Source organism: Prevotella sp. ICM33 (genome assembly GCF_000517825.1).
Lineage (GTDB): Bacteria > Bacteroidota > Bacteroidia > Bacteroidales > Bacteroidaceae > Prevotella > Prevotella melaninogenica.
In genome coordinates, this window is the sequence record NZ_JACD01000057.1 from 1 (window position 1) to 26329 (window position 26329).

The window sequence follows — 26329 nt, forward strand, 5'->3', positions numbered from 1 at the left end:
AAGACAATTCCGCAAGGATTTATATGTTATTTAAGTTTTACCGGACAGCAATAATGAATTATTTTGATTCTTTGGTTAATGCTATACGATAAGTGTCTATGCATTTAACGGAATAGCCCAAAAAAGAGGCTCCTCCATGATGGAGAAGCCTCTTTACATATGTTATATAGTGTTTTAACTATATCTTTTTAATCTGTGGGTTAGGCGATTATGCCTCCTCGCTCCAGTCTTCCTGAGTCTTGCGAACATAGCTCTTGTAACGGAGCTTAGCCATATCCTCACAAGCCTTGAAGAGCTCCTCGCCCTCATTTGGATAAGCCTTGAGGACAGAGAGGAAACGAACCTCACTGTGAAGGAAGTCTTGGAACTTATCCCATTCTGGTTCCTTAGAATCGAGTGAGAATGGGTTCTTACCCTCTTCAGCCAATAGTGGGTTGTAACGCCAGAGCTGCCAGTAACCACAAGCAACAGCATTTGCTTCCTGAGCCTGGCTACGACCCATACCGCCCTTCACCTTCAAACCATGGTTGATACATGGAGAGTAAGCGATGATGAGTGATGGTCCAGGATAAGCCTCAGCCTCACGGATAGCCTTCAATGTCTGTGCATTGTCAGCACCCATAGCAATCTGAGCTACATAAACATAACCGTATGTAGTTGCCATCAAACCGAGGTCCTTCTTGCGGATACGCTTACCCTTAGCTGCGAACTGAGCAATAGCACCGAGTGGAGTAGCCTTAGAACTCTGACCACCAGTGTTAGAGTAAACCTCAGTATCAAGAACCAAGATGTTAACGTCCTCACCAGAAGCGATAACGTGGTCGAGACCACCGTAACCGATATCATAAGAAGCACCGTCGCCACCAATAATCCACTGGCTGCGCTTAACGAGATAGTGGTCGAGTGTCTTCAACTCTGCACATACAGGGTATCCCTTTTCAGCACCAGCAGCGATCAATGGCTTCAGCTTAGCAGCAGCAACTTTAGATGCATCTGCATCATTCATGTTATCAAGCCACTCCTGAGCAGCCTCCTTGAATTCTGCAGGTGTATGGTCGTTAGCCATAGATTCGTTAAGAAGTACAGCGATACGCTCGCGCATCTTCTTATTACCCATAGCCATACCCATACCAAACTCACAGAAGTCCTCGAACAGTGAGTTGTTGAATGCAGGACCATGACCTTCCTCATTAGTTGTGTAAGGAGTAGAAGGAACTGAAGCTGAGTAGATTGAAGAACAACCAGTAGCATTAGCAATCATCTCACGATCACCGAAGAGCTGTGAAACAAGCTTAACGTATGGAGTCTCACCACAACCAGCACAAGCACCAGAGAACTCGAACAAAGGTTGAGCGAACTGAGAGTTCTTAGCATTTGACTTGATGTCTACCAAGTTCTGCTTGCTCTTAACGTTCTTAACGAGGTAATTCCAGTTAGCTGCACGGTGGTTAGCCTCTTCCTCTCCAGCAACGAACTGAGTCATAGAGAGAGCCTTGTTACCCTTCTTACCTGGACATACATCAGCACAGTTGCTACAACCTGTACAGTCGAGAACTGACACCTCAATACGGAACTGCATTCCCTTGAGCTGCTTTGGAGCGATGACGTCGAGTGTCTCTTCGTTGAAGTTAGCCTTCTCAGCCTCATCCAATACGAATGGACGGATACAAGCGTGAGGACAAACGTATGAACACTTGTTACACTGAATACAGTTCTCTGCATCCCACTTTGGAACGAAGGTAGCAACACCACGCTTGTCGAAAGCTGCTGTACCTACTGACCATGTACCGTCAACAGTACCATGATTAACGAAGTCAGAAACCTTCAAGAGGTCACCTGCCTGTGCGTTCATTGGACGAACAAGTTCCTTAACGAATGCTGGTGCATCGTCTACCTTAGCATCGTCATCAGAGAGGTTAGCCCATGCTGGGTCAACAGTTAACTGCTTGTACTCGTTACCACGGTCAACAGCAGCGAAGTTCTTGTCTACAACGTCCTGACCCTTCTTACTGTAACTCTTAACGATGAACTTCTTCATCTGATCAACAGCAAGGTCGAGAGGAATTACCTCAGTAATACGGAAGAATGCAGACTGGAGGATAGTATTGGTACGGTTGCCAAGACCAATCTCCTGTGCAATCTTAGTAGCGTTGATATAGTAAACGCTGATATTGTTCTTTGCGAAGTAACGCTTAACCTTATTAGGAATGAAGTGTACAAGTTCCTCACCATCAAAGATAGTGTTCAACAAGAATGTACCATTCTTACGCAAACCACGTGTAACGTCGTACATGTTCAAGTAAGCCTGAACGTGACAAGCTACGAAGTTAGGTGTATTTACCTGATAAGTAGAACGGATTGGATTATCACCGAAGCGGAGGTGAGAACAAGTGAAACCACCAGACTTCTTAGAGTCATAAGAGAAGTAAGCCTGACAGTACTTATTAGTGTTGTCACCGATAATCTTTACTGAGTTCTTGTTAGCACCAACGGTACCGTCAGCACCAAGACCATAGAACTTAGCCTCGTATGTGCTTTCACCACCCAATGGAATCTCCTCAACCTCTGGGAGAGAAGTGAAGGTTACGTCATCAACGATACCTACAGTGAAGTGATTCTTTGGCTCTGGCAACTCGAGGTTGTCATAAACAGCGATAATCTTAGCTGGTGTTGTATCTGAAGAACCGAGACCATAACGACCACCAACGATCAATGGCTTGTTCTCAACATCATAGAATGCACTCTTAACATCGAGGTACAATGGCTCACCCTCTGCTCCTGGTTCCTTAGTACGGTCAAGAACAGCGATACGCTTAACAGACTTTGGTACTGCAGCGAGCAAGTGCTTAACTGAGAATGGACGATAGAGGTGTACAGCAATCATACCAACCTTCTTACCCTGAGACATCAAGTAGTCGATAGCCTCACGAGCTGCCTCAGTAGCTGAACCCATCAAGATGATAATGTTCTCTGCATCCTTAGCACCATAGTAATCGAAGAGGTGATACTCACGGCCTGTAATCTTTGAGATTTCGCCGAGATAGTGCTCAACAACCTCTGCTACATTCTCGTAAGCACTGTTAGATGCCTCACGATGTGTGAAGAATGTCTCAGGGTTCTCAGCTGTACCACGAACTACTGGACGCTCTGGAGTCATTGCGCGATCGCGGAAACGCTTAATGTCTTCCTCGTCAACCAATGGACGGATATCTTCCTGGTCAAGGCACTCAATCTTATGATACTCGTGTGATGTACGGAAACCATCGAAGAAGTTGATGAATGGTACTGATGTCTTCAATGAAGCAAGGTGAGGAACTGCAGAGAGGTCCATAACCTCCTGAACAGAACCTGAACAGAACATAGCGAAGCCTGTCTGACGGCAAGCCATTACGTCCTGGTGGTCACCGAAGATACAAAGAGCGTGACTTGCGAGTGTACGTGCTGAAACGTTGAATACACATGGCAAAAGTTCACCAGCAATCTTGTACATGTTAGGAATCATCAAGAGAAGACCCTGTGATGCGGTGAAGGTTGTCGTGAGAGCACCAGACTGCAGTGAACCGTGTACGGCACCTGCTGCGCCACCCTCTGATTGCATCTCCTGAACGCTTACTGTCTGACCCCAAAGGTTCTTACGACCACGTGCTGACCACTCGTCTACGTGCTCAGCCATTGGAGATGATGGAGTGATAGGATAGATAGCTGCTACCTCAGAGAACATGTAGCTCACGTGAGCAGCGGCCTCGTTACCATCACAAGTGATAAACTTCTTTTCTTTAGCCATTTTGAAATTTATTAAATGAATATTGTTATAATGTTTTTGGTCTTGCCTAATATAGGAAACCTATTAGCCAAAGTGGTACTTGATTGTCTTTTCCCACCTCAGTATTGTATATAGTATAGGTTGTGTCTGTGCTAAATCGCTTTTTAGTCTTTCCAGTATCACATACCTTAAACTTTTCTTTTTGATTGATAATATATGTGCCTTGTTTATTACCTTCATTTACCGAGCATACTTCTTGTAACGCATTTACAAAGAATGTCTCCATAAGCTGCTGTTCATCAAGTTGGATGGGGTAGATGGCATATATCAAGTTAGAGTTCTGTAACATGACCTTTGCAGGCTTTTTAGGAAACTCTTGTCCTACTGGATATACAAGGTTGATAAGTCGTGCATCAGCAAGATTCTTGATATAATTCATTACCGTAGCACGGCTTGTGTTGATATCTTTAGCAAGGTTGCTGATGTTTGGAGCCTTAGGACCTTCCAAGGCAAGAAGGTAAAATAACTTTTTAATCTTGGTCAGATATTTCAAGTCTATTTGTTTGATGAGAAGGATATCTACCTCTGTCATCATATTCATCGTCTTCAGTAGATTCTCTGAGAAGTTACGATGTTCTAAGAAGAAGGGATAAAAGCCGTGGTGAATATAGTCTGCAAAGTACTTCATCGGGCTAACCTTTGAGAGAATATGTCTTGTTATCTCCTCGTGGTTGTTTATAATATCCTTTAATGTGTAAGGCTCAAACTGTTGGTTTGTTTGTAAATTCAAGTATTCGCGAAAAGAGAAACCTCTCAAGTTATAGCTCTTTACAATGCCATTAAGCTCTGGGTTTTCTTCTTTCAGTCTCATGACACTTGAGCCTGTGAAAACTATCTTCAACTCAGGATAATTGTCATAGCATTGACGGAGTTCATGACTCCAGTCAGGCTGCTTGAATACTTGGTCGATCAGCAAGACTTTTCCGCCATGACGATAAAACTCGCCAGCGAAGTCTGCTATACCTCTGCCTTGGAAGTAAAAGTTGTTCATGTTTACATAAAGGCATTGGCGATCAGTAGAGCCGTAACGCTCTTTGGCATATTGTAGGAGGAAGGTCGTTTTACCTACGCCTCGCGTACCCTTGATGCCGATGAGCCGGTCGTCCCAATTAATCTCATCCATGAGACGACGACGCACTGGGGCATTTACATGCTCCACCAAGTAAGTATGCGTGCGAAAGAATGCGTCCATCTTGTTCCCGTTATATATATTATCCACATGCAAAGTTACTATTAATTTCTTTAATTTGCAAACTATAGATAGCAAAAAATGATTTTTTTGTTTTTATTTTGTGTTATATTTGGTTTGATGTACCTTTGCACAGCATTAACAAAGGATTTCAATGACATTACACGTATTTAACCCCGAACATGATATAGCATTAGCTTATGATAACAAGTACTTTACGGCTCCGCACGCAGGTAGGCAGCTTCGCAATGATTTAGATTACCTACCTGTTCTGTGGGCAGCGGAAGGTGACTATGTACTTGTAGAAAACGTGAGTTCTGCTCAGCAGCATGCCTCTCGCCTTCAGCGTTATGGTAAGCAGGTGAATTTTGTTGATAAAAAAGGTGTAGATCGTCTATTAGAACAGATTGATAAGGTTGTGCCATGGGGATGGGATTCTTCTATTAAGTTTCAGTTGAGCCAGATGGGGGTTAAGTCATCTGTACTTCCTGATAATGAGGTGCTTGCAAATGTACGTAGACTTAGTAATCGTCAGTTCTCTTCTGCTGTATTAAAGGAACTACAAGAGAAATTTATTCATCCTATTTTACTTGGTAAGTCGTCCTATGTTGATAGTATTATAGAATTAGAACGTATTCTTCAGAGTTTGGGTAAGGCTGTGATAAAGGCTCCGTGGAGTAGCAGTGGGAGAGGAGTGCGCTATGTTGATACTGTCTTGGATGCTGCCTTGGCTAATTGGTCTAAGAATGTGATAAAGACGCAAGGCGGTATAATGATAGAGCCTTATTACAATAAGGTGAAGGATTTTGGTGTAGAATTTTATGCGGATGCGGATGGAGCCCATTACGCAGGACTGTCTGTATTCCATACTGTTAACGGTGCATATGTAGGTAATAGCCTTGCAGACGAAGCTGAGAAACATTCTACTCTGTCTACTTATGTATCGAATGAACTGTTACATAAAGTTATTTCAGCTTTAGAGCAGTTGTTAACCAAACATTTGCGAGGTGTTTATAGCGGTCCGTTAGGCGTTGATATGATGATTGTTGCTGCAGAAGATAGTTTTATGCTTCACCCTGTAGTAGAGATTAACTTGAGACGTACGATGGGGCATGTAGCCTTGTCTTTATCTGCTTGGGAAGAACTCCATAATAGAATGATGCGAATAGATTATGATGGTTCTCATTATCATCTTCATATAGTTCACAAAGATAGATAATATTTGTACTTGAATAATTGCTTATAGTAGAGTATGTGAAGTAGTATCAGGTTTCTATTTGTGATGTGTTAGCCTGCAACACAACTTGTGTTTACCCTCCGCACGAATAGTGTTAGCGCTTCGCACGATATGTGTTGGGCTACAGATATCATTAAATAAAGAGGAATAGAAGACCTCAATTGTCATTAATTACACTATAGTAAGCTATTAATGACAATCTTATATAGGAAATGTTTACCAAGAAAGAGTTTTTAAAAATAACATTTCCATGATGTTGTGAGCTTGTATTTACTTACAAATTCGGACTTATTCAGCTAAAAATAGCTGAATAAGACGTAGACGTTTGATTTTTTGTTGGTTAAAAGAATTAATAGGCTTAGTTGTGATACATCCAGTAAGCCAAGCAAACAACTGCTAAGGCAAAGAATGTCATAACAATCTTCATTACCTTATTAAAAACCTTACGACGGCGTGCCGCTGATGAAGAAGGAGGTTTGATTCCTCCTGTCTGATAGTCGATGTGCTGATGTCTTGTCATGTTTTAGAGTTTGTACGAGGATGTTTTATCGTGAATACTTACAACCTTCGTTTGTTAATATTTGTTTATCATAACTTCGGCAAAGATACAAAAAAACACGGATACAACCTAATGTATCCGTGATTTTCTTTAAATTTTATTTATTTTAAAAGCGGAAACTTAATTCTAAGTCAAACATTGAATAGTTTGGTTTACCCGTACTATTCATAGAACGATCATGAACATAAGAATAAATACCACTCAATGCAAGGTTTTTGGTGAACTCGTAGTCAAGTCCTAAGTCGTATTGTGTACGCTGCTTTTCAGCACCATCAGATGGCTGATACATATCGTAACGTGCCTTGGCATGTAGCTTCTTAGGAATGATAGGCGCAATGACTAAAGCATAAACACCCTGAGCTTTGTCTCCATCTGCACTAAGATTGCAGTCTGTAGCTGCCGAAGCATCTGTGTTGCTCAGTGCTTTAGCGAAGGCATTACCAGTAGAATGTACGTATTCAGAGCGTATGGTCCAATCGTTAACTTTGTATTCTGCAGAGAAGGCATAGCGTCGTTGTTGCAGACTACGTACACCTGAGTGTGTGGCGCCAGCTGCGTCTGTCCATGTTCCCTTGCGAGCATACGAACCAGTCCATCCGAACCAGCCTAAGCGCATGCCTTCAACAGGCATTACCCATACACCACCAATGATATTCTTCTGTTGGTCAACATCTCTTACGTTGATACCTTGACCATCGAATACACCTACCTGATAGTGAACAAGATTTCTACCTGCGGCTGTCTTTAGGAAATCGCCTTGTATCTGTACACCGATGTCACGTCCGTTAGATGGATGTGCACCAGCTCGGTCTGAGAAACTTGCTAATTTCTGAACACCTTGTGCTACACTCATAAATCCCTGATCGATAGGATGGATAGGGTTGTCAAAAGTGAATGGATTCTTGAACTGTCCTGCTTTAACACGGAAGAAATCATACTTCTGCCATTCAATAAAGAGGTCGACTAATCGTGGTGATGCGCCCAATGTAGATGTGTTTCCGTTGAACTGTAACTGTGCTTTCCAAGCCCAATCTTCAAGGATACGACCATCAATTGATACACGGCCTAAGCGGAGGTTGAAACTATTTGACTTGTTGTTGTTCATACCATTATATTGGTACTGAACGATACCGAAGCCAGACAATTTTACGTTATTAATCCACTTTGGTGCTTCCTGTGCTTTACCGAGAAGTGAGCATAGCATCATTGCTGATAGGATAATTGTTTTTCTCATAACTCTATGAATTTAGGTAATGATAATATTTTAGGTTGATAACTCGGCTATTGACGATGCAAAGATAGTATTTTATCAAATAATAACAAAATATTATGCTGCTTTTGTCGTGTCTTTTCTTGGTTAGAGTTTGAAGATAAGGGCTTTCTATATATATTAAGGTGAAATTACCCACTATGTCAGTCGCTGTAAAGGATAATTCCTTTGGCTGGAATAGTGGGCAATCTTTAAATATGTAGTTTACTGTCTTTTATCGTTTCTCCAATAAGACAACGTTCTCAACGTGTGGTGTATGTGGGAACATGTCTACAGGTTGGACGGCAGAAACTTTATAGTCTGCATCGAGCAGAGCAAGGTCACGCGCTTGTGTTGCAGGGTTGCAACTGACGTAAACAATTCGCTTTGGACTTGCTCCGAGTATAACGTTCACAACGTCTGGATGCATACCTGCACGTGGAGGGTCTGTGATGATAACGTCTGGGCGTCCATGCTCGTGGATGAAGTCTTCGGTCAGAATGTCTTTCATGTCACCTGCATAGAAAAGTGTGTTGTCAATCTTGTTGACTTCTGAGTTAACCTTTGCATCTTCTATTGCCTCTGGAACATATTCTATACCAATTACTTTCTGAGCTTTCTTTGCTACGAAATTAGCAATTGTACCCGTACCCGTATAGAGGTCATATACAAGCTCGTTACCTGTAAGGTTGGCAAATTCGCGTGCAACAGAATAGAGGTGATATGCCTGTTCTGTATTGGTCTGGTAGAAACTCTTTGGTCCCACCTTGAATCTTAAGTCTTCCATCGTTTCAAAGATATGATCATTACCTTTGAAAAGTGTTAGTTCAAGGTCGTTGAATGTATCGTTACCTTTCTGATTATCAACGTAGAAGAGTGAAGAAATTTGTGGAAAACGGTCTGCAATATGCTGCATTAATGCCTTTGCACGCTCATCGTCTCCCTCCTCATCATAGTGGAACTGTACAAGTACCATCCATTCGCCTGTATTAGAGTTGCGCACCATAATATCTCGCAATAAACCATGTTGTGCACGAATATCGTAGAATTTCATTCCAGTAGAGAGTGCATAGTCCCGGATATCCTTGCGAATCTCGTTGCAGAGGTCATCCATCAACCAGCATTTCTCTATAGGATATACCTTGTCAAAGGCACCTGTAATATGGAAGCCGATGGCTCCTTCAGCCAAGCCAATGCCTTCTGGTAGCGCTTTTAGCTCCTCTTCTGTATACCAACGCTTATTAGCACAACCAAATTCGAGCTTGTTACGATATTCCTTGGTGTGTACTGAACCCATGATTGGGCGAAACTCAGGGAGCTCAACCTTGCCAATACGACTCAGTTGATCATATACTTGTTGTTGCTTTGCTTTTAACTGTTCTTCGTAAGGAAGGTTTTGCCACTTACATCCACCACAGATGCCAAAGTGTTCACACATAGGTTCCTGACGTACAGCACTTTTACTGATGAAGCGAATGACTGTAGCTTCACAATAACTACGTTTCTTCTTACGCACCTGAAGGTCAACTACGTCTCCTGGTACAACAAAAGGAACGAAAATAACTTTATCATCAACATGTGCAACACATTTACCTTCGGCCGCCACAGCTTCTATTGTGACATTCTCCAGAATGGGTAATGGCTTTCTTTTTCTACTCATAATCTGTTTTGTATTTCGCTGCAAAGTTACTAATTTTTTCCCGTTTGTAGTCTGCCTGATAGTTTTTATCAAGTCTGTGTTCGCTAACAAAGTAAAAATGTAAGGTGAAGATAGCAATTTTTATAGAAAAGTTTGTTACTTTACCTATTTATTGGTATATTTGCACTATAGAAATAACTAAAATTCATTATCATTTTTAACTTATGAGCGAAAAGAGAGTTTATACCTTTGGTAATGGTAAGGCTGAGGGTAAGGCTGATATGAGAAATCTCCTTGGTGGCAAGGGTGCCAATCTGGCTGAGATGAACCTCATCGGTGTACCTGTTCCTCCAGGTTTCACAATTACCACTGATGTATGTACTGAGTATTATGAGAAAGGTAAAGAGACTGTAGTAGGCTTGCTGAAGGCAGAAGTAGAGAATAGTGTTAAGCATGTAGAAAGCTTGATGAACTCAACCTTCGGTGATCCAGCTAATCCTCTCCTGATGAGTGTGCGTTCTGGTGCACGTGCTTCTATGCCAGGTATGATGGATACAATCCTTAACCTTGGTCTTAATGACGCAGTGGTTGCTGGATTAATTGAAAAGACGGGTAACGAGCGTTTTGCTTACGATAGTTACCGTCGTTTTGTACAGATGTACGGTGATGTTGTTTTGGGTATGAAGCCTGTAAACAAGGAAGATATTGATCCATTTGAGGCAATTATTCAGCAGGTTAAGGCTGAGCGTGGCATTAAGCTCGACAGTGAGATGACTGTTGAAGACTTGAAGCAACTTGTTGCTCTCTTCAAGAAGGCTATCAAGGAGCAGACTGGTAAGGACTTCCCTGATGATCCAATGGAGCAGTTGTGGGGTGCTATTTGTGCTGTGTTTGATTCATGGATGAACGAGCGTGCTATCCTTTACCGTAAGATGGAGGGTATTCCACAAGAGTGGGGTACAGCAGTAACAGTTCAGGCAATGGTATTCGGTAATATGGGAGAATCATCTGCAACAGGTGTTTGCTTCTCTCGTGATGCTGGTACTGGTGAGAATCTCTTCAATGGTGAGTATCTTATCAATGCACAGGGTGAGGATGTTGTTGCAGGTATCCGTACTCCACAGCAGATTACAAAAGAAGGCTCACTCCGTTGGGCTGCACAGCAAAATATTGATGAAGAGACTCGTGCAACTAAATATCCTTCAATGGAAGAGGCTATGCCTGAGTTGTACAAGCAGCTCTATGCACTCCAAGATAAGTTGGAGAAGCACTACCATGATATGCAGGATATGGAGTTTACAGTACAAGAAGGTAAGCTTTGGTTCCTCCAGACTCGTAATGGTAAGCGTACAGGTACTGCAATGGTTAAGATTGCTATGGATTTGCTTCATGAAGGTGAGATTGATGAGAAAACAGCGCTTATGCGTTGTGAGCCAAACAAACTCGACGAACTCCTCCACCCAGTCTTCGATAAGGAGGCATTGGCTCAGGCACATGTGTTGACACGTGGTTTGCCAGCTTCTCCAGGTGCTGCAAGTGGTCAGGTTGTATTCTTCGCTGACGATGCTACAAGGTGGCATGAGGATGGTCGTCAGGTTATCATGGTTCGTATTGAAACATCTCCAGAGGACCTCGCAGGTATGTCTGCTGCTGAGGGTATCTTGACAGCTCGTGGTGGTATGACTTCACACGCTGCCGTTGTTGCTCGTGGTATGGGTAAGTGCTGTGTCAGTGGTGCTGGTGCAATCATGGTTGACTATAAGGCGCGTACCTTAGAGATTGACGGAACTATTATCCGTGAGGGTGACTATATCTCTTTGAATGGTTCAACAGGTGAGGTTTACCTTGGTGAGGTTAAGACTCGTCCAGCTGAGGTAACAGGTGACTTCGCTGAGCTGATGGATCTTTGTAAGAAGTATAGCAAGTTGGTTGTTCGTACCAACGCAGATACTCCACACGATGCAGAAGTAGCAAGCAACTTCGGTGCTGTTGGTATCGGTCTTTGCCGTACAGAGCACATGTTCTTTGAGAACGAGAAGATTAAGGCTATGCGTGAGATGATTCTCGCAAACACTACTGAGGAGCGTGAAAGAGCACTTGACAAGCTCTTGCCTTATCAGAAGCAGGACTTCTATGGTATCTTGAAGTGTATGGACGGTTTACCAGTTAACATCCGTCTGCTCGATCCTCCTTTGCATGAGTTTGTTCCACATGACCTTAAGGGACAGGAAGTCATGGCTGAAGAGATGGGCGTTAGCGTTCAGTTTATTCAGAGTCGTGTAAGTGCACTCTCTGAGAGCAACCCAATGTTGGGTCTTCGTGGTTGCCGTTTGGGTAACACATTCCCAGAGATTACTGCAATGCAGACTAAGGCTATCCTCGGTGCTGCTGTTCAGTTGAAGAAGGAAGGCTTCAATCCTAAGCCAGAGATTATGGTACCATTGGTCGGTATTGTTAATGAGCTTGACATTCAAGAGAACATCATTCGCAAAACTGCAAATAAACTCTTCAAGAAGGAGGGTGTTGAGGTTGAATTCAAGGTGGGTACGATGATTGAGATTCCTCGTGCTGCTTTGACAGCTGATGTTATTGCACAGAAGGCAGAATACTTTAGCTTCGGTACAAATGACTTGACTCAGATGACCTTCGGTTATAGCCGTGACGATATCGCAAGCTTCTTGCCAAGCTACTTGGAGAAGAAGATTCTCGATGTTGACCCATTCCAGGTTCTCGACCAGAAGGGTGTTGGTCAGTTAATTCAAATGGGTGTTGAGAAGGGCCGCAAGACTCGCAAAAACCTCAAGTGTGGTATCTGTGGTGAGCATGGCGGTGAGCCAAGTTCTGTTAAGTTCTGCCATCGTGTAGGTCTTAACTACGTTAGCTGTTCTCCATTCCGCGTGCCTATCGCAAGACTTGCTGCGGCACAAGCCGCAGTGGAAGAAATGAAGTAATTTCTTAGAAATATATTTTTTAGGCGGTATACCATGTTTTTATGTAGGTATACCGCCTATTTCTTATGGTTTATAAATGTATATCTAAAAGAGGTAGAGTCTTTACCTTTCGCTCTCACTTCTAATTTACTAAGTTCTTTACAACAATCTTACTTTATACCAATATGCAATTTATTAAATCAGTGTTTATAGCATTTGCATTGTTCTCTACGATAGGAGGAACGACTGCTTCTACAAAGAAAAATACGAATATTCAGTCTGGAACGGTTTATATTTGTACGGGATCAAAGGCAAGAAAGTATCATTCAAGCCCAAATTGTCGTGGTCTTAATAGATGCTCTGGCAGTATAAAAAGCCTTTCTGTGAGTGCGGCAAAGTCAAAAGGCTTTACTCCTTGCAAGATTTGTTATAGATAGTTTGTTTATAAACTATGTTTTAAATTATTGCAAGAAGTATGTAATATGCAGTCTTGAACCTTTATAGTTAAGTATAAAGCAACGCTTTTTATATTCGTTCTCTACTATTTACAGCTTCTTTTTACTATGAGTAGAAGGCTCTTAGTGCTATACACTACGGTTTAATTTATGATAGAATTACTTTTACGTGAGAAGAGATATCAATCTTGCTAAGGGAAGAACCATTTTAACGTAAAAGTTGGCTGCGTCTAATGTTCCTGTTTATATGTTGTTCTTTGAGAAATAAAAAGCTGTTACTTCTTGTAGTAATGTAACGATATAACTATAGTATTTTTAATTTCATTTTGCTGTCACTTTTAACATTTTGTGCAAACGTGCTTCAAATCAGTAGGTTATAAGCTATTCTCTTGTGATACGAGTGACAGGAACTTTCATCTTGAGGATTTCTTTCATTGTAGAAAAATAGGGATATTATAATGAATGTGAGAAATAGCGTTTCTGAGGCGGACTCGTTTTTGACAGTAAGGATCTTATCCCAAGTTTAACCGGCAAAAATATTTTTCATAAATTTTCGGGATATTTTGTGTAGTATTACTTGTCATTACCTACAAAATATATTCAGAATTTTAACTACTTATTTTGTTTAGAACAATTTGTCGCATAAGGAGTCGAAAAATGACATTTCCCACCCCATCCAATTGTAGTTGTTTCCTATTCGGGCAATAATTACATTCTTCTTCTGATTAATATAAATGAATTGGTGTCCGACACCAAACGCATAGAAAGAAGAGTTATCGGCATTGTTATCGCGATACTGATGGTACCAGCAATAATGATAACCTTTATTCTCGGTAGTCTTTTCTAAGCTCTTGTCTATCCACTCCTTGCTGACAATCTGCTTCCTATTCCATGTACCACCATTCAAATATAATCTTCCTATTTTTGCAAGGTCATACACGTTTGTAGCAATACCTCCAAAGCCTTGTGTGTGATGATGCTTATGACTGTCTATTGTAATCCATGCATCGCGTTCCATACCTAATGGTTTCCATACCTTCTCACTCATATAGTTTGCATAGGTTTTACCCGTAGCTCGTTCAATAATCCAAGAGAGTAGAGCTGTTGTTAAACTGTTATATTCATATTTCTTGCCAGGCTGACTTTTAAACTTTATGTGTCGGAAAAGTCGGGTGAAGTCGTGCCCATATTGCAGTTGAGTTATCTTGAATATTTTAAATAAACCTTTTAGAGTCAATTCATAGTCCTCGTAAAAATCGAAACCAGCCTGCATATTCAGTAGGTGGACAATCCGTAACTTTTTGAATGTAGCATTGTATTGTGCCAATTCTGGAATATAATCAGTTACATAGTCGTCTACGCTCTTGATATAACCTTCGTCTACGGCAATACCACAAAGAAGCCCCGTCAACGATTTGGAAACAGAGAAAATGGTAGCATTCTTTCTTGGATAAAAAGGCTCTGTCCATTGGTCGTAAACAATACTGTCGTTATGAATAATAAGCAATTGCCCATCTTTTCCAAACCATTGTTCAACGAGTGAATCTATTCGCATCTCCTCTGCATTTCCTGCCTTTTTGTGAGTTATATGCATACTTCTATCTATGCAACGATGCGATGCAGCAAGTGGAAAATGAAACGGATTGTTTCCTTTGAAAATAGTGTCTCGTTCCAACTTCTGATATTCATATATATCCGGACCAGAAGGACCATCGAGTGTGAGTCCACGGAATACGCTGCAACTACTGAACAACAACATTGCTACAATAAATAGAACGTTATATGCTTTTGATGCCATAATGATAATGTATTTAAGTTTTATAGCACAAAGTTACAAAAAAATATTCGGCTCTATAACGAATCGTGTGGGTAATTAAGTTTAAGCTCCCCTGTCATGAAATAGACCATATACTTAAAGTTTTCTGTATTTACGAATCCCCTTGCCCTCCTTTTAAGAAGTTGCTTCTGATAGGCTCAAAGCCTGTGTAAATATCTCGGTACTATTCATATGACAAAGGTAATATTTTCTCTCCATAGTGGATAAACCACAATAACCCTTTTTATCATGTCATATCATCGAGCGGATACTTAGCACCAATGGTGCAGACGGTGAACACCAATAGTGCGGATGGTTATGACACGTAGAATCACTAAGGATAAGAAAACTTGTTGGTTACGAAGAAGCCTCAAGGAAAACAGAGGTTTACCTCATAAAGATTTATAGTAGTATCACTTGAAATGGCCGATGAAACAAAAAAAAGGAGTGTGCCAAATGACACACTCCCTTTTTATATTAGTTTCTAAATACTAAGCCTTCGCCGAAGCTGTCGATGATGACAGGCTTGTCACGGTTGACTGTACCTGCAAGCAATGACTTACTGAGGTCGTTCAATACGTAACGTTGGATAGCTCGCTTGACAGGACGTGCACCGAACTCTGGGTCGTAGCCAACATCTGAAAGATAGTTGATGGCTGGGTCAGTCCACTGAAGTTCAATACCCTGTGGCTCTAACATATCCTTAACTCTCTCAAGTTGCAGGCGAACGACATCCCCAATCTGCTCTTTTGTCAATGGCAAGAACATAATTGTCTCGTCGATACGGTTGAGGAACTCTGGGCGAATCGTCTTCTTCAGCATATCCATTACTGCAACTTTTGCCTTGTCGATAACCTCCTCACGGTTAGTATCGTTAAGATGTTCAAACTGCTGTTGGATGTATTGCGAACCAAGATTAGACGTCATGATGATGATTGTATTCTTGAAATTCACCGTGCGACCTTTATTATCTGTCAATCGACCATCGTCCAATACCTGTAAAAGAATATTGAATACGTCTGGATGTGCCTTCTCAATCTCGTCAAAGAGAACCACTGAGTAAGGTTTACGGCGTACAGCCTCGGTCAACTGACCACCCTCATCATAGCCTACATATCCAGGAGGTGCGCCGATGAGGCGTGTTACACTGAACTTCTCTTGATACTCGCTCATGTCAATTCGGGTCATCATAGACTCGTCATTGAAGAGATAATCAGCCAATGCCTTTGCCAACTCGGTCTTACCAGTACCCGTTGTACCTAAGAAGATGAAGGACGCAATAGGCTTCTTTGGGTCTTGCAATCCTGCACGTGAGCGACGAACAGCATCTGCTACGGCTGTGATAGCCTCATCTTGTCCGATGACACGCTTGTGTAGTTCATCCTCTAAGTGGAGCAGTTTATCCTTCTCACTCTGTAACATTCGTGTGACAGGAATACCTGTCCAACGGCTCACAACCTCAGCGATATCATCTGCTGTAACCTCCTCGCGCACCATTGCTTGCCCATCTTGTGTGGCTTGCAACTGCTGTTGGATGTTCTTGATATCGTCTTCTAATTGCTTTAGTCGTGAGTATCTAATCTCGGCAACACGCTCGTAATTACCCTCACGCTCGGCACGATCAGCCTCATACTTGAGCTGTTCAATCTCTTGTTTGTCCTGCTGAATCTTATTCACCAGTCCACGTTCGCCTTCCCACTTTGCACGGAATCCATGTTCCTGCTCTTTGAGTTCAGCGATTTCCTTGTCGAGTTGTGCAATTTTCTCAGTGTCGTTCTCGCGCTTAATAGCCTCACGCTCAATTTCAAGCTGCTTCAATCTACGACTGATTTCATCCAACTCCTCTGGTACAGAGTCGCGCTCCATACGCAGTTTTGCAGCAGCCTCATCCATCAAGTCGATAGCCTTATCTGGCAAGAAACGGTCTGAGATATATCGCTCAGAAAGCTTAACAGCTGCGATACAAGCATCGTCTTGGATACGTACCTTGTGATGATTCTCATAACGTTCCTTCAATCCACGAAGGATAGAGATAGCATCCAACTCGTCTGGTTCATCTACTAATACGGTTTGGAAACGACGCTCAAGCGCCTTATCTTTCTCAAAATACTTCTGATATTCATTGAGTGTTGTTGCACCGATAGCTCTCAATTCGCCACGTGCTAAGGCTGGTTTAAGGATATTTGCAGCATCCATGGCACCTTCGCCACCACCTGCACCAACCAATGTGTGAATCTCGTCAATGAAGAGAATGATGTTACCATCAGCCTGCATCACTTCCTTAACAACACTCTTGAGACGCTCCTCGAACTCACCTTTATACTTAGCACCAGCCAACATCGCACCCATATCCAGTGAATAGAGTTGCTTGTCCTTTAAGTTTTCTGGCACATCACCACGAACGATTCTCTCTGCTAAACCCTCAACGATAGCTGTCTTACCAGTACCTGGCTCACCAATGAGAATAGGGTTGTTCTTTGTACGACGAGAAAGAATCTGTAATACTCTACGAATCTCCTCATCACGACCAATCACTGGGTCGAGTTTTCCTGCACGTGCATCCTCGATAAGGTTGCGTGCATATTTCTGTAATGACTGATAATTCTCATCACCACTTTGCGACTGCACCTTCTGACCTTGTCTAAGATCATTGATAGCAGCTGTCATTTCCTTCTCTGTACAACCCGCATCTTTCAAAATACGGCTTGCAGTTGAGTTTACCGCAAGTAGGGCGAGCAGCATCGGTTCGATACTAACGAATTCATCACCCATCTTCTGGGAGGTCTCTACTGTACGCTGCATCACCTGATTGGTTTCAGAAGAGAGGTAGGGTTCATCACCAGATACTTTTGGTAAGTGGCTCATCTCATTCTGAATGGCAGTCTCTACAGCTTGTGTGTTGACGCCAATTTTCTGGAAGACGTAATTTATTACATCCTTTCCTTTATCCATTACACCAGCTAATATGTGTACTGGCTCAATGGTCTGCTGTCCATTTCGTTGTGCAATGTTTATCGCACTCTGAACAGCTTCTTGTGCTTTGATTGTAAATTTCTCAAATGTCATATTCAAATCTCCTTCCTATAGCTCCTACACCTTTATAATAGGTTTCGGAACTTGTTCTTATTTTTTGTTTCTATTGCCTATATATCAAACCTTGTGCCTATAGGTGTTTTGTGTCAAATTGTCGCTTGTTGTAGACAAATTGTCAGTTGTTCGATTTTGGAAAAGGGAGGGGAAAGAGGTTGGGGACGTACTTTTCAGTGTTCAGTTCTCTTGGTGTTTACAGCATATAAATGCACAGATATAAATAAGTAAGCCCCAAAGAATATAGAAAAACCTTTCGTAAGGCATCTCCGTTTGTTCCATCCAAAGATAAATGTAGTAGAGTAAGGACAATAGGGCAATTATAAGAAATGTATATTTCCTTGTTTTACTTATTCCATATACTGAGAATGAAACTATAAAACTAATAACATAGAGTAGGGTACTATAAAGGTACAGAATACCAGTCCCAACATCGTGTCCATTCCTACAGGTGCCTTGTACAACACTAACCCCAAGGATATAAATGAATGTTAATGTAGATATTAATATGCCTTTACTAAGTTTATTCATTAGTTTGATTGTTTTTTATTTTTCAAGTTCTCTTTCATTTTACCGTATATAAGCGCATAGATATAAACGAGTTTGCCCAAATAATATAGTAAAGCCTTTTATAGGGTATACCTGTATGTTGTATTCAAAGATAAAGGAAAGATATAATAACAGTCAGAAGACTGAATCTATTGTTTATTATTTCTTACATAAGCTTCACTGTTACTGGGGTTACTTCTTTGATAATAAACGGTGATAGTGTCACCAATATGCAGACTTTCATATTCTCCATATTGTTTACCCCTACCTTCATAGGTCTTCTGATCTACGTTATATGAATAGGAGTAGTAAGGAGTTGCGCGAATTTTATAAAGCCTATTGACTACACCTTTAGTGTAAGCTGGGTTCTCAGCAATCTTGCTACTCTTCCATACATGCCATAAAGAGATTCCTAACAGTGCGATAACAAAATAGGCTATTGAGCGTTGATACTTTCTTTTCATTTGTCAGATTGAGCATTATTATTCAACTTCTCCTTAATAAAGTTATGAAGGCGATGTGTAAACTCATAGTTTTTCAGTCCCCATTTGGGTGCTATGAGGAGGTCGGGAGGGCTCTGACTGACAAAGCGTTCGAGTACAAGGTCGGGGCGAAGAAGGCTAATGTAATCTGCAATGAGTTTGATATACTCCTCAACTGTATAAAGGTGAAATGGCTTTTCAGCGTACATCTTTGCCAGACGAGTTCCACGAATAATCTGTAACTGATGAATCTTCAATGTCGTTAAGGGAAGAGAAGAGATGATTGGAGCTTGTCTTAAACTCTCTTTTGCATCTTCACCAGGTAGTCCGAGAATGATATGTGCACCGACACGGATACCACGTTGGGCAGTCTCTTCTATAGCTTTACGTGCACAAGCAAAGTCATGCCCGCGATTAACCAGTCGTAATGTCTCATCATTGCAGGTTTCCACACCATACTCAACGATGAGGAATGTGCGGCGATTTAGTTCTTCAAAGTAATCTAAGAGGTCATCATTGATACAGTCGGGACGTGTACCGATAACGAGTCCAACCACATCCTCCACAGCAAGTGCTTCCTCATAGAGCTTTTTAATATGGTCATTAGTGCCGTAAGTGTTGGTATAAGCCTGGAAATAAGCAAGATATTTCATCTCAGGATACTTACCTGAAAAGAATTGTTTGCCATCCTCAAGTTGTTGGGTCACACTCTTTCCATTATCGCAATAAGTAGGATTGAATGTCTGATTATTGCAGTAAATGCAACCACCACGGCCAATCCTTCCGTCTCGGTTAGGGCAAGTAAAGCCAGCATTAACCGATATCTTCTGTACTTTATAAGGGAACTGAGAGCGCAACCAGTTCCCGAAATCGCAATAATATTGTTCCATTCTTTTGCAAATATACGGAATATTTTATATTTTTGTGCTGTTAAAACTTGAATTTATGAAACGTATATTACTTCTGTTTGCAACAATGCTAACCGTACTTCAGTTGATGGCTGGAGAACCTATCTCTTTGAAAGACATTACTAATGGTGCTTTTGCAACTAAGCGTATCTCGGGTGTTAATCCTTTAAAAGGAACTTCTGAGTATGCACAAATCTCGTCTGATGGTCGTCAGGTAGTTAAGTATTCTTTTAAAACAGGTAGCTCTACAGGGGTTATCTTTGACCTCGCTGATGCCAAGGGTGAACAATTAAAATCCTTTGATGATTATCAGATCTCGTCTGATGGAAGTCGACTGTTATTACAAACGAATACAAATCGTATCTATCGTCGTTCGTTTACAGCAGACTTTTATCTCTATGATGTAAAGACAAAACAGTTAAAGAAACTGTCAAAAGATGGCTCTGAGCAGATTCCGACTTTCTCTCCAGATGGTCGTCAGATCGCTTATGTTCATCAGAATAATATCTATATTACAGATGGAGAGAACGTAAAGCAGGTTACAACGGATGGTGAGTTTAATAAGGTAATCAATGGTTTACCTGACTGGGTGAATGAAGAGGAGTTCGGCTTTAATAATGCACTTGCTTGGAGTGCAGATAGTAAGACGCTAAGTTGGATTAGATATGACGAGAGTGAGGTAAAGAGTTATACCCTACAGTTTTACAAAGGTTCTCACCCTGCATATGATATGTTCGATATCTATCCTGGTGATTACAGCTATAAATATCCAAAGGCTGGCGAAGCAAACTCAAAGGTTAGTGCATGGTCTTATAGCTTGAGTGATGGTACTGTGCGTAAATATGATTTACCATTAGCAGCAGATGGTTATATTCCACGCATCAAGTCTACCTTTGATGCAAATAGAATTATCCTCTATACAATGAATCGTCATCAGGATGAGTTGAATCTCTATGCTGCTAACCCTCTCACAGGTACATGTAATCTACTGATAAAGGAGAGTGTACCTAAGTATGTGAAAGAAGAAGCTATGGAGGGTATTAGCATCATGAAGGATTATATTCTTGTTCCTTCTGACCGTGATGGCTATATGCACCTTTACTTATATAATAAGGATGGTAAGCTTTTACGTCAGATTGATAAGGGGAACTATGACGTAACTGAAATCTATGGATATGATGAGAAGACTGGAAATACCTACTTCCAAGCAGCAGCACGTAAGCCAATGCAGCGTGAAATATATGTTGCAGACAAGTCGGGTAAGTTGACTTGTCTTTCTGCTCGTGCAGGATGGAATGTTGCTTCGTTCTCAGGCGATTATAAGTATTTCCTCAATACATGGAGCGATAGCAATCATCCATACGTATTTGCTATCTATGATAACAAAGGTAAGGAGATACGTGAGGTGCTTAATAATAATGAACTGCAGGCAAAGTTGGCAAAGTATGGCAACACTGGTGTTGAGTTCTTTACATTTACAACCTCTGAAGGTGTGAAACTTAATGGCTGGATGGTGAAGCCTGCTAACTTCGATGCAACAAAGAAGTATCCTGTAATTATGCACCAGTATAGTGGTCCGGGTAGTCAGCAGGTTGTCGACAACTGGGGCGTTGGGTCTATGGGTAGTGGTGCAATGTTTGACTACTACTTAACACAAAAGGGCTATATCGTTGTTACTGTAGATGGTCGTGGTACTGGTGCGCGTGGTGCAGAGTTTGAGAAGTGTACTTATTTGAAGCTTGGCGACTTGGAATCAAAGGATCAGGCAGAAGCTGCATTGTGGTTGGGCAAGCAAAGTTATGTCGATGCTTCGCGTATTGGAATATGGGGTTGGAGCTTTGGAGGCTTCAATACATTGATGAGTATGAGCGAAGGACGCAATGCGTTCAAGGCAGGTGTAGCTATTGCTCCACCAACGAACTGGCGCTATTATGACTCTGTTTATACAGAGCGTTATATGCGTACACCACAGGAGAATGCTGCTGGTTATGCTATTAATCCAATCAATAGAGCAGAGAAACTTCATGGTAAACTCTTAATATGTCATGGCTTAACGGACGATAACGTACATCCGCAGAATGCCTTTGAGTATTCTGAGGCTTTGGTTCAAGCTGATAAGGACTTCAAAGAGAATCTTTATACCAATCGTAACCATGGTATTTATGGTGGTAACACTCGTAATCATCTTCTGAGACAGGTTACTGAATGGTTTATCGAGAACCTGTAATAGGCGCTGATAAAAGAACTGTGTTGTTCGCTAAGCACCCTCATGTATAAGTGAAGCATGCGTGTCTTACTACATATTAAGATGATGACAAGGGTCTTTTAACTCATCTTTTACTGATGTGTTAATGCCCAGCACATAGTGTGCGGATGCTTCACACGTCATGTGCGGATGGTAAACACCAATGGTGTTGAGTACTTAGTGTAGTGCAATATGATATTATCAGGGAATAAATTGTTGGTAGAAAGGAGTTGTTCTATCAGATAACTGTAAATCAAAGGTGATGTCATATGGACGAGTATATTGTTCAAAGGTCTATCAGATAGCACTAATAAAGAAAAAACTCGGACACTGAATTGCTATAATCAGTGTCCGAGTTTTTTATGTATAGTTAGTTTTATCTTGCTCCTTAACCAAAGAGACGCTCAAAGAAACCTTTCTTTTTAGGCTTCTCCTCACTTGTAGCTGTCTCGAGGTGTGTAGAATCAGCCCCCTCAGAGATTGTTTCCTTCTTAACAGCAGAATCATCTGCAGGGATGTCTTCACCCTCGATGATACCCGCAGTACCCCATTGTGCAGCAAGTATTGTGGCATCCTTGCGAGCCGTATCCTCGTCAATTTCATATTGACCGCAGATTAACTCTACGAGGTTATCTACTGTAAAAGAATCCATCTTCTGCACCTCTTCCCATAAGTATGCAGAACTTTCGTTCATAGATATAATATTGCTGAAGTCAATATTCTCATCTCCTTCCGCAACGATAATATGTTCTCCGCATACTTCACGGAGGTTGAAGCCATTCTTTACTTTCATTCTTATTGATAGTTTATATTATTATCTTTCTTTTTATATTCCATTAAATGGTGCCAAAGATAGGAATCCAGATACGTCTGTAAATACCTAATAAATATCTTCGGATAGGAAGAAGTCGGGTCCAAATAAAGCTATATGACTTCCATTTCCAAGCATTTGTAGTATCCATCTTATTTCGTCCTTTACGGTAGAAACCAATGACTGCTCCAACAATATTCTCTTTCTTACAATGCTCAACACCAAGGTTGCCATCACCGCGTAAGGTAACGTTGTCACCTTCTATGCTGTCAATACGATGTAAGACGAAGTGTCGTGGTGTTATCTCCGCTAAGACTGGGTCGCCAACTTTTATTGTGGAAGGCTTGACAAGCAAAGCTTTGTCACGGTCATTTTCAAGGAAAGGACGCATAGAATAGCCACGAAGGCGTAACGTAACAGTATGTCCTTCATTTAACATCTTGACAACTTCTGGTAGAAACTCTGCATTCGCAAACTGGATTTCAGAAGTCGTAAGTACTGTTTTTGACATAAGTTTTATCTTTTCGTTACGGTTTGATAGCACACTTCTGCTGCTTCTTGATTAGGCAAGCAATGTAACGTAAATATCCTCCCAGCTTCTACAATCTTTGTAATAGTATCACAAACGCCATTGTAAATGTCTGAATCCCACTTCATGCTGGAGCAAGAGGGGAGTAGTGAAGCAAACGCTGCAATAGGATTGGGCTTCTCAACAGAGTTTGTTGTAGCGCGGTCAATACGTGTAATAGCACCTAAACGAGCCTTGACATTGCGATAGCATGGTGTCTTACCACTCCATGGGCTACCATATATCCATGTTTCTCCATCAATGATTCTCACGATAGGATTGTCATCGTTCATGAGGTCACTGCCTGGAATATAGCGTAGCCACATACTAACCTGGGTTGACTTACCTGTTCCGCTCTTGGCAATGAAGGCATAGCCATAGCCATTGTTACGAACAAGAGATGCGTGAATCAGCAAGGTTTTCTTATGTGCACCAGCAAAGGCAAAGATAAGCATCAATGCATTATTAAGTCCAAAGGTGCGCATATTCTTGTTGCCATTGAGTGCACAACGGCAGTCAGAGAAGTCTTTATTACTCTGTAGCAGACAACAATCAGAGCCATTAATGTCCTTGATAATATACTGATAGCTACCATCATCAACACGATCAACTATGGTATCACCATTTCCTGTATCGAAAGCACGGATACGTTGTCTCCTTTCCTTTGGAACAGGTCGAAGCGTATCGTCAACCGTTAAGCGGAAAAAGACATTCTCTGAAACCTCTTTGATTCTGAAAGGTTCAAACGAACTTAGCAAGTGCATTCCGTTGACATCAGTCTCACGGAATATAATCTGTATATCAAAGTCAGCTATTCTGAAGTTATTTATTTCCATCTTTAGAGGCTCTGCTTACTTTGACTTTGTGGTTTTAGTATTCACTTGTGTATCTTCGCTTGAAGTATAGTTGTCTGGTGTTATTGTCTTATAGCTGAACTCTGCGTCAGAGATAAACTTAACTATATATTTCTTCTTACCCTTTTCGTATTTATTTTTCAAAGCTGTGAACTGTTTCATAGCTTTATTCTCATTCTCAGCATACATCGTAACGCAAGTTGGATAGCTTACCAAACCATTGTTCTGAAGGTAATAACGGAGTTGATATGAGTAGTCTTCACGATTAGCAAGGAACTTAGTACGGTCGTTTGCAAGGTAGGCATCCACCTTCTGAATATTGGTCATATAAACCGTTGAATCATTAAAAGAGGCTGCAAAACCAAACATATATACCTTTGCAGGCTTGTATCCTTTTGCGTTACTACTATTTACCCATCCCAGCAGGAGTACTGCTATAATTAATACCTGACGTAATTTCATCTTAAATTAATATCTTACAATGTTAATGTTATTGTCCTAAATAAGCCTTCAAAACCTTGCTATTGGATAGTTGGCGTAGGCGTCTTATAGCTTTTTCTTTAATTTGTCTTACCCGTTCACGTGTGAGATTATATTTACTTCCTATCTCTTCCAATGTCATTTCACGTTGGTTAATTCCGAAGTAAGCCTCTATAACCACCTTCTCTCTATCCTCAAGAATCTGTAAAGCTCTTCCAATTTCTTCCCGTAAACTCTCTTCAACCAACTCTTTATCAGTTGATGGTGTGTTATCATTAGGAATAACGTCAAGTAAGCTACTTTGCTCGTCGTCATAGAATGGAGCATCTACCGAGACATGACGTGAATTAACTTTCATTGCATCAACAATCTTGTCTTCTGGTATATCAGTGTTCTGTGCTATCTCATCAATACTCGGACGGCGTTCGTTCTCTTGTTCAAACTGTGTCAATATCTTATTTATTTTATTGACAGAGCTTACTTGATTTAGTGGTAATCTGATGATACGACTTTGTTCTGCTATTGCTTGCAAGATGCTTTGTCTTATCCACCATACAGCGTATGAGATAAACTTGAAGCCGCGTGTTTCATCAAACTTCTCTGCTGCTTTGATTAATCCTACATTACCTTCGTTAATAAGATCGGGCAGAGAAAGCCCCTGATTTTGATATTGCTTTGCAACTGAGACAACGAAGCGCAGGTTAGCTTTCGTCAGACGTTCTAAAGCTTTTCGATCACCATTTCGAATCTTTTGAGCAAGCTCAACTTCTTCTTCGATACTGATCATTTCTTCGTGACCGATTTCCTGCAGATACTTATCAAGAGAAGCACTCTCTCGATTCGTAATCGATTTTGTGATTTTCAATTGTCTCATGTGCTTAGCATTATTTTAAGTGATGGCAAATTTACACAAATTCAATGAGTTAAACAAATAAAAAAGTAAAAAACTCACATAAGAATCTATAATGTTTTTGTGTTGTGTATTAGGTTTTTGGTCTTTTAACGGTTTCTTGTTGACTGATAGGTGATTTATTGGTTTGTAATGGTTGAATATTCTCGTCATGTTCATACAACGTTTTTTAGTGCGATAAGAGGTGGTTAGATTTGGATTCTTGGTGGTTATTATGTTGCGTTTATAGGGTAAAACGAGGGTTCTTACGTTAAACGCATAGAATGTTAATAGAATAATATTAATCTACTTGCATGGTATGACTACCCCCAATTAGATGGTTTTATAAAGGCGGAAAAGCTACATGATAAATGTAATTAGGTCTGATGTCTATCTGTATTCTACAAACAATTTATTCCCTTACTTGTTGAGGTTTGTAAACTATTTTCATACGACTCGAAACCAATATATGCTCTTTTGGCTTCTTAAAGACGCCCTTTTAGATTGCAAAAGGTGCCCTTTAAGACCCTTACTAACGCCCTTTTGAAGTCCTATTAAG

Annotated in this window: 17 protein-coding genes; 3 read left to right on the top strand and 14 right to left on the bottom strand. The window is 41.1% G+C overall.

The annotated features are described in order from the left end of the window. Positions 1 to 208: 208 nt before the first annotated feature. Positions 209 to 3784 (bottom strand): pyruvate:ferredoxin (flavodoxin) oxidoreductase, encoded by a 3576-nt coding sequence (nifJ, locus tag HMPREF1505_RS06875; RefSeq protein WP_036923914.1) that lies wholly within the window; start codon positions 3782 to 3784, stop codon positions 209 to 211. A 46-nt stretch (positions 3785 to 3830) separates the two neighbouring features. Next, positions 3831 to 5015 (bottom strand): ATP-binding protein, encoded by a 1185-nt coding sequence (locus HMPREF1505_RS06880; RefSeq protein WP_036923946.1) that lies wholly within the window; start codon positions 5013 to 5015, stop codon positions 3831 to 3833. 151 nt (positions 5016 to 5166) lie between these two features. Between HMPREF1505_RS06880 and HMPREF1505_RS06885 the strand changes: the two genes are divergently transcribed. Continuing rightward, positions 5167 to 6231: a hypothetical protein gene (locus HMPREF1505_RS06885; protein ID WP_036923916.1), complete on the top strand. Its 1065-nt coding sequence runs from the start codon at positions 5167 to 5169 to the stop codon at positions 6229 to 6231. A gap of 376 nt (positions 6232 to 6607) precedes the next feature. Here the strand turns inward: HMPREF1505_RS06885 and HMPREF1505_RS13160 are convergent, their stop codons facing one another. The 3 genes from HMPREF1505_RS13160 to rlmD form a co-directional block, all read right to left on the bottom strand. Then, a complete protein-coding gene (locus tag HMPREF1505_RS13160) occupies positions 6608 to 6769 on the bottom strand; it encodes a hypothetical protein (protein WP_155948923.1) in 162 nt (53 codons plus the stop codon). 145 nt (positions 6770 to 6914) lie between these two features. Continuing rightward, entirely contained in the window at positions 6915 to 8042 is a 1128-nt protein-coding gene (locus HMPREF1505_RS06890) for a porin (RefSeq protein ID WP_036923918.1), read from the bottom strand. Positions 8043 to 8292: 250 nt separating this feature from the next. Continuing rightward, positions 8293 to 9717 (bottom strand): 23S rRNA (uracil(1939)-C(5))-methyltransferase RlmD, encoded by a 1425-nt coding sequence (gene rlmD / locus HMPREF1505_RS06895; protein WP_036923920.1) that lies wholly within the window; start codon positions 9715 to 9717, stop codon positions 8293 to 8295. 203 nt (positions 9718 to 9920) lie between these two features. On the opposite strand from rlmD, the gene ppdK reads away from it, so the two are divergent. Beyond that, positions 9921 to 12647: a pyruvate, phosphate dikinase gene (gene ppdK, locus HMPREF1505_RS06900; protein ID WP_036923922.1), complete on the top strand. Its 2727-nt coding sequence runs from the start codon at positions 9921 to 9923 to the stop codon at positions 12645 to 12647. A gap of 1059 nt (positions 12648 to 13706) precedes the next feature. Here the strand turns inward: ppdK and HMPREF1505_RS06905 are convergent. The 4 genes from HMPREF1505_RS06905 to HMPREF1505_RS06925 all read right to left on the bottom strand — a co-directional run bounded on the left by HMPREF1505_RS06905 (position 13707) and on the right by HMPREF1505_RS06925 (position 19905). Continuing rightward, complete coding sequence (locus tag HMPREF1505_RS06905; protein WP_036923924.1) at positions 13707 to 14879, bottom strand: serine hydrolase; 1173 nt, start codon at positions 14877 to 14879, stop codon at positions 13707 to 13709. Positions 14880 to 15374: 495 nt separating this feature from the next. Beyond that, a complete protein-coding gene (clpB, locus tag HMPREF1505_RS06910; protein WP_036923925.1) occupies positions 15375 to 17963 on the bottom strand; it encodes an ATP-dependent chaperone ClpB in 2589 nt (862 codons plus the stop codon). A gap of 719 nt (positions 17964 to 18682) precedes the next feature. Further along, positions 18683 to 18997, bottom strand: a complete 315-nt coding sequence (locus tag HMPREF1505_RS06920) for a DUF3592 domain-containing protein (protein ID WP_036923930.1) — start codon at positions 18995 to 18997, stop codon at positions 18683 to 18685. Next, positions 18994 to 19905: a TIGR01212 family radical SAM protein gene (locus HMPREF1505_RS06925; protein ID WP_036923933.1), complete on the bottom strand. Its 912-nt coding sequence runs from the start codon at positions 19903 to 19905 to the stop codon at positions 18994 to 18996. Before HMPREF1505_RS06925 ends, HMPREF1505_RS06920 begins: the two co-directional genes overlap by 4 nt. A 55-nt stretch (positions 19906 to 19960) precedes the next feature. Between HMPREF1505_RS06925 and HMPREF1505_RS06930 the strand changes: the two genes are divergently transcribed. Next, positions 19961 to 22150 carry a S9 family peptidase gene (locus HMPREF1505_RS06930; protein ID WP_197017507.1) on the top strand — a complete coding sequence of 730 codons (2190 nt, stop codon included), beginning with the start codon at positions 19961 to 19963 and terminating at the stop codon, positions 22148 to 22150. 406 nt (positions 22151 to 22556) lie between these two features. Here the strand turns inward: HMPREF1505_RS06930 and HMPREF1505_RS06935 are convergent, their stop codons facing one another. The 5 genes from HMPREF1505_RS06935 to HMPREF1505_RS06955 are packed head-to-tail and all read right to left on the bottom strand — an operon-like array spanning position 22557 to position 25755. Further along, positions 22557 to 22961 carry a PqqD family protein gene (locus HMPREF1505_RS06935; protein ID WP_036923935.1) on the bottom strand — a complete coding sequence of 135 codons (405 nt, stop codon included), beginning with the start codon at positions 22959 to 22961 and terminating at the stop codon, positions 22557 to 22559. Positions 22962 to 23004: 43 nt separating this feature from the next. Next, positions 23005 to 23490: a S24/S26 family peptidase gene (locus tag HMPREF1505_RS06940; protein ID WP_036923938.1), complete on the bottom strand. Its 486-nt coding sequence runs from the start codon at positions 23488 to 23490 to the stop codon at positions 23005 to 23007. A 5-nt stretch (positions 23491 to 23495) separates the two neighbouring features. Beyond that, a complete protein-coding gene (locus HMPREF1505_RS06945; RefSeq protein ID WP_036923941.1) occupies positions 23496 to 24383 on the bottom strand; it encodes a hypothetical protein in 888 nt (295 codons plus the stop codon). 15 nt (positions 24384 to 24398) lie between these two features. Beyond that, entirely contained in the window at positions 24399 to 24863 is a 465-nt protein-coding gene (locus HMPREF1505_RS06950; RefSeq protein WP_036923943.1) for a hypothetical protein, read from the bottom strand. A 28-nt stretch (positions 24864 to 24891) separates the two neighbouring features. Continuing rightward, positions 24892 to 25755 carry an RNA polymerase sigma factor RpoD/SigA gene (locus HMPREF1505_RS06955; RefSeq protein WP_004360834.1) on the bottom strand — a complete coding sequence of 288 codons (864 nt, stop codon included), beginning with the start codon at positions 25753 to 25755 and terminating at the stop codon, positions 24892 to 24894. Positions 25756 to 26329: the final 574 nt, after the last annotated feature.

Bases quoted from the DNA above. Each gene is read 5' to 3' on its own strand.
- HMPREF1505_RS06955 (WP_004360834.1), bottom strand. From the start codon at position 25,755: ATGAGACAATTGAAAATCACAAAATCGATTACGAATCGAGAGAGTGCT.
- HMPREF1505_RS06945 (WP_036923941.1), bottom strand. From the start codon at position 24,383: ATGGAAATAAATAACTTCAGAATAGCTGACTTTGATATACAGATTATA.
- HMPREF1505_RS06905 (WP_036923924.1), bottom strand. From the start codon at position 14,879: ATGGCATCAAAAGCATATAACGTTCTATTTATTGTAGCAATGTTGTTG.
- HMPREF1505_RS06940 (WP_036923938.1), bottom strand. From the start codon at position 23,490: ATGTCAAAAACAGTACTTACGACTTCTGAAATCCAGTTTGCGAATGCA.
- HMPREF1505_RS06950 (WP_036923943.1), bottom strand. From the start codon at position 24,863: ATGAAATTACGTCAGGTATTAATTATAGCAGTACTCCTGCTGGGATGG.
- HMPREF1505_RS06885 (WP_036923916.1), top strand. From the start codon at position 5,167: ATGACATTACACGTATTTAACCCCGAACATGATATAGCATTAGCTTAT.
- HMPREF1505_RS13160 (WP_155948923.1), bottom strand. From the start codon at position 6,769: ATGACAAGACATCAGCACATCGACTATCAGACAGGAGGAATCAAACCT.
- HMPREF1505_RS06925 (WP_036923933.1), bottom strand. From the start codon at position 19,905: ATGGAACAATATTATTGCGATTTCGGGAACTGGTTGCGCTCTCAGTTC.
- nifJ (WP_036923914.1), bottom strand. From the start codon at position 3,784: ATGGCTAAAGAAAAGAAGTTTATCACTTGTGATGGTAACGAGGCCGCT.
- HMPREF1505_RS06890 (WP_036923918.1), bottom strand. From the start codon at position 8,042: ATGAGAAAAACAATTATCCTATCAGCAATGATGCTATGCTCACTTCTC.
- HMPREF1505_RS06930 (WP_197017507.1), top strand. From the start codon at position 19,961: ATGAAACGTATATTACTTCTGTTTGCAACAATGCTAACCGTACTTCAG.
- ppdK (WP_036923922.1), top strand. From the start codon at position 9,921: ATGAGCGAAAAGAGAGTTTATACCTTTGGTAATGGTAAGGCTGAGGGT.
- clpB (WP_036923925.1), bottom strand. From the start codon at position 17,963: ATGACATTTGAGAAATTTACAATCAAAGCACAAGAAGCTGTTCAGAGT.
- HMPREF1505_RS06880 (WP_036923946.1), bottom strand. From the start codon at position 5,015: ATGGACGCATTCTTTCGCACGCATACTTACTTGGTGGAGCATGTAAAT.
- HMPREF1505_RS06920 (WP_036923930.1), bottom strand. From the start codon at position 18,997: ATGAAAAGAAAGTATCAACGCTCAATAGCCTATTTTGTTATCGCACTG.
- HMPREF1505_RS06935 (WP_036923935.1), bottom strand. From the start codon at position 22,961: ATGAAAGTAAAGAATGGCTTCAACCTCCGTGAAGTATGCGGAGAACAT.
- rlmD (WP_036923920.1), bottom strand. From the start codon at position 9,717: ATGAGTAGAAAAAGAAAGCCATTACCCATTCTGGAGAATGTCACAATA.